Here is a 14,578-nt window from a genome sequence, read left to right as displayed (position 1 = left end):
ACGCTGCGCGCGCCATGTTGGTTACCAGGACCATCATCGAGTCGCGGCTGCGGCCTGTAACGATTCGATAGCCCTGGATCAGCACCCACAAGGTCATGAGGGTCAGCGCGATGCCGCCCACCCACGCCATCATGTTGTCCATCAGGTCGAAGCCGAACTTGCCGATCCTGTCCCGCAGGTAGTCCAGGATCAGCTTGAAGAACACGAAATCGCCAATCGACTGGACACGCGCGACGTGCCCCATCAGATCCTGGAATCCGCCCGAAAAATCAAAGTTGGCAATCGACCTGATCGTCATACCCACATTCCCTTGGTAATACTGCAATCACATGAGGGGCGACGCAGACGCGCGCACCCTTGGTGCTCCATTCCATGCATCAGTCGATGGACAGCGCTGCCTTCAGCGCCGCCGTCTTGACCAGATCACTGGCAATGGTCTTCATCGGGTCGCCCTTCAGCGCTGCCTGTGCGACGACCTTCTGATTGGCTTCCATCACCTCGATGTAGGCATCGTAGGCCTTCTGCTGTGCCTCGAAGGACTTTGCCTTGGCTGCCATGTCGTTCGCGGTGCGCAACGTGTCGTTCTGCGTTGCGTTGACGTTGCCGAGCAGATTGCTGACATTTCGCTGCTTCTCGATTGCATCGAGGCTATCGAAGAACGACGGCATCGTCTTGAGCATGAAGTCCACCGCATCGTTGTACTTGCGGTTCTGCATCATCCGGATGTTCACGCAGATCTGTTGCTGCTGATCCTTCCAATCGCCCTTGAAATTGAAAACGACCCGGGTCGCGAGAGTCTTCAGGTCGGTGCCGATTCCGCAGGTCTCGGCAACCAGATAATTGGGTGGCACCGGCGTCAGCGGGGCGGAATCCGGCAACCCGAAGGAATTCACGATGCCCTGGATCTGGACCATCGTCTCCTGGTACTCCTTGATCGTCTGCGCCCAGTCCCGTGCCCACTGGGTGTTCTCCTTGACGAACTGGTACTTCTCCTGGAAACGGGCCTGGTACGTATTGATCTGATTGAGGATGTGCTGCCACAGCGCAGGACCCGTTTCCTGCACCGGGCCGATGGCGCCCGCATTGGTCGCTGAGAGGGCCAAGGCAACGCCGAGCACCTTGGCCATCGGCTTGAGTACCTTGCGGGCGCTGGCCCGACGCTTGACGTTGTTCATGGGAAAACTCCTGTTGTTCTGATTGACGTCCACTTGCCTGTCTCCTGCTCGCACGGCCATCAGGCCGCGTCGGACCGGGGTTCCTTTCCCGACCCCTTCCGGTTCTTGTAGAAATCTTCCAGCCACTGCTCCGGGCTGAGCTCGTCTACAGTGACGCGATTGCGGACCGCGGCCGTCTGCAGGACCCGATGCATGACATCGATGTTGTCGGTCGAAGCCGAGATCACCGACAGGATGTCGTCCATGCCGCGCAGGTTGAGCTGGCACACGCTGGAGGCATGGCCCTGCTTGACCAGGAAGCAGCGCGAGCGCTCGTCCAGTGCAGTCACCACCCTGAACTCGGCCTCGGTCAGCTTCAGGCCGTCCATGTAGTCGCTCTTGCTGGCATTCGGGTTCGGCAGCAGGATCAGGGTAGCGGTCTGCTCGATCAGGGCGGCGGAGATATCGCTCTTCAGCGCATCTTCCGGGCTCTGCGTAGCGAAGATGCCGAGACCGTTCTGCTTACGGATGGTCTTCTGCTTGTTCTTCGCGAACTCCTTCAGGCCACCTTCGCCGTCCAGGATCTTCCAGAATTCGTCCATCACATAGATCAGCGGACGACCGTCGATCAGCGACTCCAGGCGGTGCAGCAGGTAATTGATCACCGGCACGCGCACTTCAGGATTGTCGATGATGTCGGTGTAGTCGAAGCCGATGATGTTGGCCTTGCTCAGGTCAACGGTATCGATCGGATTATCGAACACCCAGCCCAGCGAGTTGCCCGAGGTCCAGCGGCGCATGCGCGCGTAGAGGCCATCGTCGCCCATATTGGGCAGGCTCTTCTGGAAGTTGGTCATGCTGCGCAGGTGCATCGGCGTATCGAGCATGCTCTCCACCGCGCGGTAGATATCCTCTTCCTCACGGGCGCTGTACTCGCGCTTGCCGGCCAGCACCTTGATCAGGTCAGCCAGGAACTGCAGGTTGGCTTCGTTGTTCTCGCACTGGAACGGGTTGAAGCCGGTCGGTGCGCCGTTCTCCAGGGCCAGATAGTTGCCACCGCAGGCGCGCACGAAGATCTCCGCGCCGCGGTCCTTGTCGAAGAAGAAGATGGTCGGCGACGGCTCGTACTTCTGCACCTGGCTGAGCAGGAAGTTGATCAGCGCGGTTTTACCGGTACCGGACTTGCCGATCACCATGGTATTGGCGATCGCCTTCTCACCCAGCGAATTCTCCGAGGGATGGGTCGCATGGAAATTGAAGTAGTACGGCTGGCCATTGGTGGTCTGCAGCGTGGTGACGCAGTCGCCCCACGGGTTGTTGTGCTGCTTACCGGTGGCGAAGTTGTGCAGCGGCGACAGGCCCAGGAAGTTCAGCGAGCTGACATTGGCCAGGCGTGTGCGATAGCGCCAGTTGCCCGGCAGCTGCGAATAGAACGACGAGGTAACCGCCAGGTCTTCCTTGGTCGATACGAACCCGGCGTTGGACAGCTCGGCGCGGGTCGAGGCGACGTTCTGCGAAAGCTTGGCCTGCGTGTCGCCGTAGACCGCCATGATGAAGTGGTATTCACCCAGCACGAAGTTGCCCGACGACAGCTGATCCATGGCCTGGTCCAGCTCGACGATCTGGCTGACCGCCTTGTCGCCGGAGGAGATCATCATGCCCTTGGTGCGGTCGAGCACCTTCAGCGCATCCTGGCGCCCCATCGGGCTGAACGAATGGGTGATGACGTATTCGTAGTCGAGGTACTTCAGGCCGTTGAGGATGCCCGGGTAAGTCCCCTCGGCATACTCCTTGATGTTCAGAATGGCGCCGTAGTGATTGGCACCGTTGGGAGTATTGATCGCAAAATCGCCGGTCTTGGCCGAGAACATGTGGCGACTGACCGGCAGGTAATCCTTGATCGGTGCCGACAGCACCGGCACCGGCTCGTCGATGCGATTGATCAGGTAACCGAACAGCTCCAGCGTTTCCGAGAACACCACGCCATTCTTGGCTTCGTACATACCCAGGCGATACGGCGCGTAGTCGCGGATCACGGCCTCGACGTTGCCGGCCAGTTCCATCAACTTCTCGACCGCCTGCTCCTGCTCGGCGCGCAGCTTCTCCACGTTCGCCGACTTTTCGACGAAGCGTTTGCCCGCCACCACCGGGCGATAGATCATGGTCAGGTACAGCTCGTTCTGCATGATGCGCTGCGAGGACAGCATGCCCATGTACTGGTCGGAAACGTCCTGGTTGAAGCGCTGCCTGTAGTTGCTCTTGCCCTTCAACGTGCGACGGCGACGGATGTCGTGCACCCAGAAAGCGACGTTGACAAAGTCAGGCGCGCGCAACGTCTGCAGCAGACGGTTGAACGTGTTGTGGCGATGCTCGAGCTCCCACTCCTCTCGGCCGACAAACGGCAGCCCTTCCAGATGCCAGGTCAGCAGGTAGTCGCCGCCCGTGGTCTTGACCACGTTCGGGGCGACATGCGACGACAACGGGATGAACTCACTGATGGAGGTGTCAGGGCTGAACATACGACTGCTTCCAAAGAGGTACTGCCAAGAAGTTTCAAGAGACCTGGCGGGCGCGGATGCCCGCCAGGCCGGATCCGGACCTCAATCCATTCGGGCCGGCTTGTTGCGGTAATGGTTGGGGTTGAGCACCCACATGCCATCGTGCTCCTGCACGTTGCGCACCTTCAGCTTGAACATCAGGCGCAGGCCCAGCAGACGGAAGATCATCTCGTCACGCTTGGCCATGTGCCGCATGATGAAGACCGCCACCGGAATGGTGAGCAGGAACCAGAAGTTCGTGTACATGCTGAGCAGCAACAGCCCGCCTGCCACCATGAAGAATGGCAGGTAGGGAACGCCCAGGAACATCGCTGGACGCGTGCAGCCGCGGAACACGACGTTCTTATGCACTGTAGTACTGGATCACGTGGTTGATCAGGTAGGAGGTGCTGGTGCCACCACCGCACTTGCCGTCGCTGCCATCACCCAGCAGCATGCGCGCGATCTGGCCTGCGGCGCCGATCAGCACGCCACCGATCAGGATCGGGGCGACGTCAGCGATGCGCTTGTGCGCGAAGGCGATCTGGTAACCAGCGAAGATCACCGCGATGGTGACCACGGCGATCGAGGCGATGTTCAGCAGGCCGTTGATGTTGTTGAAGAAGCTGCAGACCTTCTTGTCGGTGCCGCCAAAGTCGGTGGCGCCGTTGGCGAAGACTTGCGGGGCAAACAGTGCGCCGACGAACAGAGTGGCCATCAGCAGGGTCTTCAGCGTGCGCTGGGCCTGGACGAGGTCGAGATTGGATCGCTTCATGGATTGATTTCCTTGTTGATGGACTAACACAACTGAATCGACCAGCCGGGGGACTGGCCGTACCACGACTTCGTCAGAACACGAAGGCCGCATCCCCTGCGGGAATCTGCTGCACCGGTGCGGACTGTGCCGGTGCGTTATATGAACTGCCATTGCCGGCCACTGGCTGATTGCGCTCATTCCAGGGCCGCAACATCACAGGGCCCTCGTTGCTGCCACCTGCAGCACCTGGCAACTGCTGCGGCATGGCCATCGCCTGCGCCGGACCCTGCTGAGGCAGCTGCTGCGGCATGCCACCGGCCTGTTGCTGCGGATAGGCGGCCCCTTGGGTGGGCTGCGCCTGCGGCTGCATCATCCGATCCACCGAGCCCAGTACCACTTTGGAAAGCGCCTGGTCGGCGATGTTCAGCAGGCTGCCCCGCGCCATTGCACCGGTGGACGGATACACGACATACGCACGTGCCGGGTCTTCCGACGGCACGTACACCGGGCCACTCGCCTGCGCAACGATGCGCGCCTGCGCCGGCGAAGCGAGCTGCGGGTGATGCTCGACCTTCACGCTGCGGCGTTCGCCGCGACTCACCACGTCGATCGGTGCAACACCATTGCTGGCAAGCTGCTGCCCACGGCGCATCGAGTCATAGACCTTCTGCACATAGCCATGGCGGAAGCCAGTCTCGAAATTGCCCGAGTAGTAGCAACTGAATGACTTGCCCCAGTCACCACCGGAGCGCTTGTAGCACTCGGCGAGGATCCGAGAACCCGCTTGCAGGTTCGGGCATTGCTGGAAGGCCTTCTCGTAGGAATCCAGACCGTACTTGCCGAGGTTATAGCGGTTGACCTGGGCCAGCCCGATGGAGAAGTTGTAGCCTTTCTCTTCCAGCATCCGAACCGTCGCCAGTGCCTCGTCCAGCGCCTTGGGCTGGCGCACCAGAGCGCCGCCGACTACGCCGATGGCATAAGGGTTGCGTGACGATTCAACGTTGATGACGTGCTGCATCACGTCCATCGACACCGCCATCTCCGGGCACGCCATCATCTCCAGTCCTGGCAGCATCCTTCAGCCCTCCTGCCCCTGGGCACGCCCAGGATTGAAATCGATACCGGTGATGTAGCGCGAACCGGCGTGCGCCTTGATATGCACGACGATGTCGATGGTCATCATCAACAGTCGCTTGATCACGTTGAACTCCAGGCCCGAACCTTCGGTGGAGGCCTTCACCATGAGGGCCAACTGGTCCCAGGTCTGCTCCGGACTGCCTGCATGGCAGCTGGTGATCGAACCCGGGTGGCCCGATGCGCAGTTGCGGATGAAGTAGAACGCCTCGTCACCGCGCAGCTCGGCCAGGATGATGCGCTCGGGCTTCATGCGCAGGCAGGCTTCCATGCAGCTCTTGGCACTGACATTGCTGGTGCTCTGCCCACCCTTGGAGTACAGCAGGTGCACCACATTGGGTTGGGTCAGAAACAGCTCGCGCGCGTCCTCGATCGTGACCAGGCGTTCGTTGTCCGGAATATGATTGACCAGCGCTTTCATGAAGGTGGTCTTGCCGCTACCGGTCGCACCGGATACCACGATGTTCTTGCGGTACATCACCGCACGCCGGAAGAACTCTGCGTACTCGCGCTGCTGACGCAGCTCCAGCAGCTCGCGATCCTGCTCGCTGATGCTGCCATCGCTTTCCAGGATCTGGTTGAAGAACCCATCTTCGTGATACTGGCTGAGCGACTTGGTGTGCTTGGACGGCAGACGGATGGTGATCGACACCTTGCCTGCATCGCACGCCGGCGGAATCACGAACTGGGCACGCTGGCCGGTGGGAAACGTGAGCGAGACCACCGGATCGGCATCGGTGATGCGCTGGCCGGTGTTGCTCTCGTTCACCACCGCCGTGCAGAACTGCCGGGCCCGCTCGAAGGTCAGGCTCGGCACATCCACCCGCTGCCACCCCGCCCGGGTTTCCAGGTACAGCTCACCGGGACGGTTGATGCAGATTTCCGTCACTTCCGGGGAAGTCATGTACTCGGCGATGCCCAGCACTTCGTACTGATAGCGCAGGAAATCGCTGGAGACGAGGGCAAGGGGTGACACTTCAGCGTCCATGATCGTTCGTTGGGTTACCGGCGAGGATGCAGCACGCTCGTGAAGTCGACGTCCTTGGCGACGTACACATTCACGATGGTGCCTTGGTTGATGGTCACGGTCGGCGGGCGACGTTGGCTGAGCGACTCGTTGGCCAGGCGTTCCATGGTGCGCGCGGTGGCGCTCTCATAGGGCGACTGGATGGTCATGCCGTTGTTGGCCACCGTGGTGGTCTCCGGGCCATGTTCGGCGGCGGCATACTTGAACGCATCAGCCAGCAAGCTGATCATCAGCGCCGAGGCGATACGACTACCCCAGTGCGCGCTGTACTGGCCCGGATGACCGGCGCCACCCAGCTGATCCACGCCCGGGCTGGACATGGCCACGTCAATACCGTTCGGCGTGGTGATGCGGTCCCAGATCACTTCCACCCGCTTGCCGGTAGGACCACCGCCATAGGCGCCATAGATCTTGGAGCCCTTCGGCAGCAGCAGATTGCGGCCGTTGATCGAGTACACCGGCTCTGTCACCAGGCACGAGGTGTAGCCCGCGATATCAGTGATGATGCGGGTTTCCAGTACACAGCGCAGATAGGTTCCTCGCACCAGCAGCGCATCGGGGCTGCGGATGTAGCTGGCATTGGACACGTCATCCACGTCGGGGCCACGACGCACGCGCGCTGGCGCTGCATTCTGCTGCCCGTTCATCTGCTGCAGCATTGCCCGCGTGTATTCGTCCATGCCCGCCTGCTGCGAGCGCTCCTCATCCTGTGAACTGCCATTGCCAACGAAACCGTCGGCACTGGCACCCATCCGACGTTCGGCAAGCGTCGGACCACGAGGGCCCGCGGAGCGATCTTCCAACGTCACTGGCGGCTCAGGGCGGCTCGGCCCCAATGGGGGCGGCGGCAACATCGGAATCGGATCAACGGGCTGCATTGCCTGCGCCGGACCCGGATCGGTCTGGACAGCATCCGGCAGTGTTGGCGTGCTCGCGCGCGCAACATCCGGCACCTTCGGCGCATCGTCCTTGTCTTGGCCCTTGCGGAACAGCAGGAAGCCCATGGCAACAAGCAGCACCACGATACCGCCCAGGAACAGCAGCGCCTTGCGGTTCAATCGCTGCTCTTCAGCCGAGCGCAGCTGCGGCGCGGCCGCGTCCAGATCCGGTGCAGGCTCAGCCTGGGTCGTGCCGAAGTACGGATTCGTCTGCGCCTCCGGAGCAGCCTGTGCACCGTACGGACTCTGGCTCTCGTCGCGTCCGTTGTTCGGGTCGTTTCCGGGAGTGTTCTGCTGGCTCATTTCTTCACGTTCCTTCGCAGGCCGACGACGAAGTCGCCGTGGCGGATGACCAGGTACGGGTAGGTCCCGTGCACGATCAGCGTATTGCCTTCAACCGTGGTGTTGACCACGAAGTCTTCACCGTATTCCGTTTCACGACCGAACACGGCCGGGAAGATACCGGTCTTGTACTCGGGCGAATTCGGTAGTTTCAGGTAGGTGAAACGGCTGTCGTCGTAGGCGTTGACCGGGATCAGCCACCCCATCTTCTTCGCCTTGCTGGTCGAATAGGAGTAGTTGAAGTTGTACTGGCGGTCCTTGGCCAGTTCAGAGCTCAACAGCGGCTGCGCCTCCTCTTCCACCGCTTCCTGCGCGACGCCGAACACGGTGTCGTTCGGGTAGGTGAAGGCGATCTTGTACTGCACGCCAGCACGACGGGCCTGTTCCAGCTGGCGCCAGTCAGTGGCCACCACCTTCAGCTCGAAGATGTAGGAATGGGTCTCGGTGCGCACCATCATGTTGGTGTCGACGTCGACGTTCTTCGGCTTGAGATAGAACACGTTCTCGCGACGGGTCAGTTCCCAGCCGCTGCTGAAGCCGGTGCTGTAGTCGAGGATCTTCTCGTTCGGGCTCAACTCGATCTGGGTGGTCAGGCCCAGGCCGGTGCGAACCGGATAGATGCGGTCCTTCTCGTACTCGTAATGGTCCACCGCCTGCGCCATCGCCGCTGCTGAAAACAACAGCGACAACATCGACAGCAGCGCCAGTGCGCTTCCCCTGATATTTCGACTACTCATCGGTTGCTTGCTCCATCAGCAGTTCCGGTGGAATTGTTCGGCGCCGGCCTCATGGCCGGCTGTCCGGGCATGGCCTGCCCCGGCATTGCTTGCCCCTGCACCGGCTGACCCGGCATGGGCTGCCCCTGTACGGGCTGACCCGGCATCGGCTGGCCCGGCGTCGGGCCATTGGCCGGGACGGCGACCGGCTGGCCGGTGGCCGGATCGATCATCGTGGCCGCGGCCGGGTTGTTGGGATCGTAGACACCCTGGGCCTGCTGCGCGGCCTGTGCAGCCTGCTGCGCCTGCGCCTGCATGGCGCCGTCATCCGGCACCGGGACGCCACGGGAATAGTCGTTGTCGACGCGATACTCGGTGACCTGGAAGGCCAGCGGATTGAGGATGCGATCCTGCTCGGACAGCGCCAGGTTCTGGTTGTAGCCGAAGCGCATCGTCACCAGCTGGTTGTCCAGGTAGGTGGCAACGCCAGTGCGCTTGTCCAGCAGGCTGCGCTGGATGCGCACCGAAGCGCCGCGGAAGCTGCCGTTCGCTTCGGCGCCCAGCGGCGTGATGCTGAGGATCTTGACCCGGATGGCACGCTCGCGGCCATACATGACGAACGGGTTCTGCGGGTTGTTGCCGGCATAGCGCACGCGCATGGACTGCGCCACCGGATCGGTGGACATCACGAACACCAGTTCCCAATCGCGCAGGCCCATCACCGCCGAGTCGTACGACTCGCGCGCCAGTACGTACTGGGCCACATTGCTGCGATTGATCGCTTCGTTGCTGGTAATCGTCTCGCCCTGGAAGGTCCCGCTCAGGCGTGCGACCGTCGCGGTACCCGTGTACGCATCGGCCATCACCAGGAACGGCACCTTCTCCTTCAGCGGCAGCATGTAGTAGTAGCCGCCCGCCAGTGCGAGCGACATCAGCAACGAGCCCGTGGCGACCCACCAGGCACGGCGCTCGCTGCGACGCGCCATGTCGGCCACGGTGATCTCGTAGCTGACCGCCTTGGCGACCGACTGCTCGACCTTGGGACTGTTGCCGGGATCCTTCTTGCGGAACATGGATTCTTCCGTACTGCTGAAACATCAATGGGCATGGAGCCCCTGCGACAGGCGCGGGGAGCGGCACGTTCGATGGTTTCGAGGTGGACTCAGGTGCCGCTGCTGGAATCAGCGCCCTGCGCCGACGCGGTGGGCGTCGAGCCAGCGCTCTGCACAACGATCTGGTTGCCAACAATGGAGACGGAGATGCCTTGCGCCGAATACGCCGAAGTCAGATCGATCACGGCCTGCTGCGCATTGGTGGTGTCGATCTTCGAGACCGCGCCATACAGCGTGAAGTCCGAGCTGAGGCGGTAGTCCAGTGTTCGTCCGGAATCCTTGGCCCAGCGCTCGAGCATGGCTTTGAGCGTGCCATCCATCGGCGAGGCCTGGTAGACGTAGCTGGAATACAGCGGGATCTCGGTCGTCGCCACGGCAAAGCGGTTGACCGGCTTCCAGCGCCCACCGAAATCGGGGGCGGACTTGGTGGCACACCCTGCCACCATCAGCGCCGCAACTGCGGCGATGGAGATTTTCGCGATAAACGCCTGATTCATACGGGCTTCACTTTGACGTACGAAAAAGCAGTCCCGAGCGTTGGTTCCCTGGCCGTCCGGCGCTGCATGGCGCACGCCGGAATCGGGGAGACGCGCTGGCATGCAGCACACCTGCCCCGGCTCCCCTGCAGCCCGAAAGCTGCCAACCAGGTCGCGGGGCCGCCAGACGTTGCCGACGACACACCCGCACACCCTCACCAACGTCGAAACCATCCTTGTTTCCATGGCACAAACTCCTGGCCACCCTGCGTTACAACTTTTGCCATCCAGCACACACTTCTGGATGACGCACACAGAGTTACACAACCACGCGTCAATTCCATGTCAGACAAGTCTGAAAATCCATGAACAGATGCCGAATTTTTGACTCAGCTCACGGTTTCACGTCGGTGAATATGAATCTACGTCACAAATTTAGCGACGTGAATTAGACGTTAAGCATCGGAACGTCGACCTTCGGCAGCAGCCGCGATGTGAAATAGCGATCCTTGTAATAGCGGATCTTGTCGCACTTCACCGGATGCGGTATGCCCTCGTAGAGGAATACTTCCTTGTCCGGCCCCATCGCCTTCAGCTCCTGCGGCAGCATCAGTGCACGCCGCTCTTCGGTGAAGTTGTGGGTCTTCTCACGGGCATGGGTGACGTTCTTCTTGCGGACGGTGGTGTAGCCCAGCATGTCCGAGTAGTCGTTGGCGTCCTGCTGCTCGCGCGGCGCGTACAGGATCTGCAGTGCGTGGTTGGTGATGATCGTGCGTGACACTTCCCGGCCGTAGGTGGCATCAAGCTGGGACATGCTCTGGATGATCGGCAGCAGGCGGATGTTGTAACCGGCCATGTAGGACACCGCCGAGGCGATGATCTCGACCTTGCCGATGGAGGTGAACTCGTCCATCAACAGCAGGCACTGGTACTTCAGGTCCGGGTTGGACTTGGGCAGTTCCTTGGTGTTGAGGTTGATCAACTGGCTGAAGAACAGGTTGATGATCAGCCGGCTCTCGGCCAGCTTGTTCGGCTGGATGCCGATATAGATGGTCATCTTCTTCCTGCGCACATCGGTCAGCAGGAAGTCGTTGCTGCTGGTGGCCTTGTCCAGCACCGGATTGATCCAGGGATTGAGCGGCTCCTTGAAGGTGCCCAGGATCGAGGCGAAGGTCTCATCGGCCTGGGACAGCATGTTGGCGAATGCCGAACGTGCGTTGCCACTGAGGAATGACCGCTCCGACAAGGCCTTGAGGTACTTCTTCAGGTCTGTGCCGTCGCCCGATGACAACCGGTAGACAGCGCCCAGCGTCGGCGTGCCCGAGCCGCCCGGGAATCCGCTGCTGCGCTCGTCATCCCAGTTCTCGAACAGATACAGGGTGAAGGCCATGAACGCATTGCGCGCCTGGCTGACCCAGAATTTCTGGTCCTCGGCACCATCCGGATACAGCATCGCGGCGATGCTCATCAGGTCCGAGACACGGAACGCCGGGTCATCGGACACATAGCTGAGCGGGTTCCAGCGGTGCGTGCGCCGATCTTCGGCGAAAGGATTGAACAGGTAGATCTCCTGCCCTTGACTGGCACGCCAGCCACTGGTCAGGTCGAAGTTCTCCTGCTTGATGTCCAGCACCACCAGCGATTCGCCGTACTCCAGCAGGTTCGGGATGACGACGCCCACGCCCTTGCCTGAACGGGTGGGCGCTGCAAGGATCACGAACTGCTGGCCGTCCAGCCGCACCAGCTTGCCGCCATGGCTGCCGACCACGATGCTCTGGCCGGTCTTCTTGAACATGCCGTGCGTGGACAGGTCGGCGCCGGTGGCAAAGCGCGCGTCGCCGTGCAACGAGCGCTTGTCCTTCTTCAGCAGCAGCACCAGGCCGGTCACCAGCAGGACCAACAGCGGCAGGCCGAAGCCGAGATAGCCGGCCCACTTGATCTTGCCCACGAACGGCGCGACCTGCGGCTGGCCAATGGCGTGGTAATACTGGTAGTACGTGTTCCAGGTGAACAGCTTGGTGTCCAACCCCAGCAACAACAGGGTCAGGTAACCGGAAAACACGAAACCAAGCAGCAGGGTCGCCAGCGTGATGATGGCGATGAGCAGATACTTCTTACTGGGCAACACCCGGATCCTCCATGATGCGCACAAGGGCGCGACGGCCTAGCGGCGGCGCCAGCGCGACGCCTTCTTCCGCAGGTGGTTTTCGTTCTCCAGCCCGGGCTCTTCGCCCTCTTCACGCACCAGTGCCTGCAGGCGTTGGCGCGCTTCGGCCACCGACATCAGGTCGGTCAGACGATCCCCATCGTCGGCGACGACCGCATGGCCGACCACATCGCCCGGAGCGTACACCGGCGCGTAGGACACCGCTACCAGCTGATAGCGGCCGCGCGTCTCCAGCACATGCCTGAATTCCTGCATCGACATCCTCCTTGTTCCAGCACTCCGCAGCCCCTGTGTTTCGCATCATGCCGACGTCCATGTCGTCATTACATGCAGGACGCCGACATCAATGCGCCGAACCTGCTTTCGTACCGAGCCCGTGCCCGGCTTGCCGCAACCCCACGGATCAAACGCTGATTTACCCTCAGCATGGCTGCTGCTGTTGCGGTGCAGCAGTACAATGCACGGCTCCCCGCCCCCATCGCGCCCCCGCATGAGCCCCAACTCTTCCCTGGCTGCGCGGCTGACGCCCCGTCAGCGCACCCTGATCATCCTTGCCCTGTCCCTGGGCGGCTTCGCCATCGGTACCAGCGAGTTCGCCAGCATGGGCCTGATGCTGGAGATCAGCCGTGGCCTGTCGATCAGCGAAACCCAGGTCGGCCACCTGATCAGCGCCTATGCCATCGGCGTGGTCGTCGGTGCGCCGATCCTCGCCTTCGTCGGCGCCAGCTTCCCGCGCCGCAAGCTGCTGCTGGCACTGATGGGCTTCTATGCTGTCGGCAACCTGGCCAGCGCACTGGCACCGAACTACGGCACGATGCTGATCGCGCGTTTTGTCGCCGGCCTGCCGCATGGCGCCTACTTCGGCGTGGCGATGCTGGTGGCCGCCGCGATCAGTCCGGCCGGCCAGCGCGGCCAGGCGATGTCGCGCGTACTGCTGGGCCTGTCGATCGCGATCCTGGTCGGCAATCCGCTGACCACCTGGCTGGGCCAGCAGCTGAGCTGGCGCACCGCCTTTGCCCTGGTCAGCATGCTGGCCATCGCCACCGTGGCGATGATCGCGCGCTTCCTGCTGCCCGACCCGGACGAGGTGCGCACCTCGCCGATGCGCGAACTGCGTGCCTTCAACACCACCCAGGTGTGGCTGGCACTGGCGATCGGCGCGGTCGGTTTCGCCGGCATGTTCTGCGTGTTCACTTACCTCGCGCCGACCCTGGTGCAGGTCACCGGCGTGGCCGAATCGTGGATGCCGCTGGCCGTGGGCGTGTTCGGCATCGGCGCGATCATCGGCAACATCGCCGGTGGCTGGCTGGTCGACAAGTTCCACTTCAAGGCCGCTGCGGTGGTGCTGCTGTGGTCGATCGTGATGCTGCTGCTGTATCCGCTGGCCGCGCAATCGGTGTGGACCATCGGCCCGATGATCATCACCGTCGGCACCATGGGTGCGCTGGCTGCGGTGCTGCAGACGCGCCTGATGGACGTGGCCGGCGAAGCGCAGACCCTGGCTGCCGCCTCCAATCATGCCGCCTTCAACACCGCCAATGCGCTCGGCCCGTGGCTGGGCGGCATGGCGATCAGCGCCGGCTTCAGTCCGGCCAGCACCGGCTATGTGGGCGCGGCCACCGCCATCGGCGGCCTGCTGCTGTGGTGCGTGGCGGTGATGCTGGACAAGAAGCGCAAGAGCGCCGTCGCCGGCAGCCTCTGAACATCGCGCCGGATCGTCAGTCGCTGCCCGTGCGGCGGCGGCGATCCGGCCGCAGCAACGCGGTATCGCCGGCCGCCAGGGTCGGCCGCGCCAGCTCACCACGCTGCACCCGGTCCAGCACCCGCTGCGAATTGGCCGCGCAATCGATGCCCTCCGGCCGCGCCTGGATATCTTCGATCAGGGCCAGCAGGTGCGCACGGCTCTCTGACAGCCGCAACTGCAGCGCTTCGATGTCGGCCACCTTCTGCTGCAGCATCGTGATCAGTGCCTCGTGCTGCCATTGGCCCATGTCCGGCGGCAACAGCGCGCGGATCTCTTCCAGGCTGAAACCGGCGCGCTGCGCACCGGTGATCAGTTCCAGCAGCAGCACCGCCTGCTCCGGATAATCGCGGTAGCCGTTGGCCTGGCGCTGGACCACCAGCAACCCGGCCTCTTCGTAGAAGCGGATGCGCGACGCTGCCAGGCCCGTGCGGCGGGCCAGCTCACCGATCTTCACCTGCCTGAACCCTCGACATG

Annotated in this window: 14 protein-coding genes and 1 pseudogene; 1 reads left to right on the top strand and 14 read right to left on the bottom strand. The window is 62.3% G+C overall.

Annotation, left to right across the window (positions count from 1 at the left end; translation table 11 throughout):
• From QRO95_RS10920 to QRO95_RS10860, 13 genes and pseudogenes are all read right to left on the bottom strand, one after another.
• Nucleotides 1–298 (bottom strand): annotated as a pseudogene (locus QRO95_RS10920) (type VI secretion protein); the annotation flags it as partial.
• Between the two features lie 79 nt (nt 299–377).
• The gene (locus tag QRO95_RS10915) at nt 378–1,175 is read right to left on the bottom strand and encodes a hypothetical protein (RefSeq protein ID WP_049398226.1); all 798 of its coding nucleotides are present in this window, start codon (nt 1,173–1,175) and stop codon (nt 378–380) included.
• A gap of 59 nt (nt 1,176–1,234) precedes the next feature.
• Nucleotides 1,235–3,673, bottom strand: coding sequence for a VirB4 family type IV secretion/conjugal transfer ATPase (locus tag QRO95_RS10910; protein WP_032129524.1), 2,439 nt, complete (start codon nt 3,671–3,673; stop codon nt 1,235–1,237).
• Between the two features lie 81 nt (nt 3,674–3,754).
• Nucleotides 3,755–4,063 carry a type IV secretion system protein VirB3 gene (locus tag QRO95_RS10905; RefSeq protein WP_006374695.1) on the bottom strand — a complete coding sequence of 103 codons (309 nt, stop codon included), beginning with the start codon at nt 4,061–4,063 and terminating at the stop codon, nt 3,755–3,757.
• Nucleotides 4,056–4,466 carry a TrbC/VirB2 family protein gene (locus QRO95_RS10900; protein WP_006374697.1) on the bottom strand — a complete coding sequence of 137 codons (411 nt, stop codon included), beginning with the start codon at nt 4,464–4,466 and terminating at the stop codon, nt 4,056–4,058. The genes QRO95_RS10905 and QRO95_RS10900 overlap by 8 nt, the downstream gene beginning before the upstream one ends.
• 73 nt (nt 4,467–4,539) lie before the next feature.
• Nucleotides 4,540–5,523: a lytic transglycosylase domain-containing protein gene (locus QRO95_RS25375; RefSeq protein WP_071227599.1), complete on the bottom strand. Its 984-nt coding sequence runs from the start codon at nt 5,521–5,523 to the stop codon at nt 4,540–4,542.
• A 3-nt stretch (nt 5,524–5,526) separates the two neighbouring features.
• A complete protein-coding gene (gene virB11 / locus QRO95_RS10890; RefSeq protein WP_032129526.1) occupies nt 5,527–6,570 on the bottom strand; it encodes a P-type DNA transfer ATPase VirB11 in 1,044 nt (347 codons plus the stop codon).
• A gap of 14 nt (nt 6,571–6,584) precedes the next feature.
• A complete protein-coding gene (locus QRO95_RS10885; protein WP_032129527.1) occupies nt 6,585–7,850 on the bottom strand; it encodes a TrbI/VirB10 family protein in 1,266 nt (421 codons plus the stop codon).
• The gene (locus QRO95_RS10880) at nt 7,847–8,626 is read right to left on the bottom strand and encodes a TrbG/VirB9 family P-type conjugative transfer protein (RefSeq protein ID WP_006374751.1); all 780 of its coding nucleotides are present in this window, start codon (nt 8,624–8,626) and stop codon (nt 7,847–7,849) included. Before QRO95_RS10880 ends, QRO95_RS10885 begins: the two co-directional genes overlap by 4 nt.
• Entirely contained in the window at nt 8,623–9,678 is a 1,056-nt protein-coding gene (locus QRO95_RS10875; protein ID WP_285302536.1) for a virB8 family protein, read from the bottom strand. The genes QRO95_RS10880 and QRO95_RS10875 overlap by 4 nt, the downstream gene beginning before the upstream one ends.
• 89 nt (nt 9,679–9,767) lie before the next feature.
• Nucleotides 9,768–10,214 carry a hypothetical protein gene (locus tag QRO95_RS10870; RefSeq protein WP_285302538.1) on the bottom strand — a complete coding sequence of 149 codons (447 nt, stop codon included), beginning with the start codon at nt 10,212–10,214 and terminating at the stop codon, nt 9,768–9,770.
• Nucleotides 10,215–10,641: 427 nt separating this feature from the next.
• Complete coding sequence (locus QRO95_RS10865) at nt 10,642–12,321, bottom strand: type IV secretory system conjugative DNA transfer family protein (protein WP_285302535.1); 1,680 nt, start codon at nt 12,319–12,321, stop codon at nt 10,642–10,644.
• A gap of 36 nt (nt 12,322–12,357) precedes the next feature.
• Nucleotides 12,358–12,615 (bottom strand): hypothetical protein, encoded by a 258-nt coding sequence (locus QRO95_RS10860; protein WP_285302534.1) that lies wholly within the window; start codon nt 12,613–12,615, stop codon nt 12,358–12,360.
• A 235-nt stretch (nt 12,616–12,850) separates the two neighbouring features.
• Here QRO95_RS10860 and QRO95_RS10855 point away from each other — a divergent pair, with 235 nt between their 5' ends.
• Entirely contained in the window at nt 12,851–14,062 is a 1,212-nt protein-coding gene (locus QRO95_RS10855; RefSeq protein WP_285302533.1) for an MFS transporter, read from the top strand.
• A 16-nt stretch (nt 14,063–14,078) separates the two neighbouring features.
• Here the strand turns inward: QRO95_RS10855 and QRO95_RS10850 are convergent, their stop codons facing one another.
• Nucleotides 14,079–14,558, bottom strand: coding sequence for a MerR family transcriptional regulator (locus QRO95_RS10850; protein ID WP_285302532.1), 480 nt, complete (start codon nt 14,556–14,558; stop codon nt 14,079–14,081).
• Nucleotides 14,559–14,578 lie beyond the last annotated feature (20 nt).

Source organism: Stenotrophomonas maltophilia group sp. Smal13 (assembly GCF_030236855.1).
Classification (GTDB): domain Bacteria; phylum Pseudomonadota; class Gammaproteobacteria; order Xanthomonadales; family Xanthomonadaceae; genus Stenotrophomonas; species Stenotrophomonas maltophilia_A.
The sequence above is the reverse complement of the archived record's forward strand: the minus strand, read 5'-3'. Positions and strand labels throughout refer to the sequence as shown.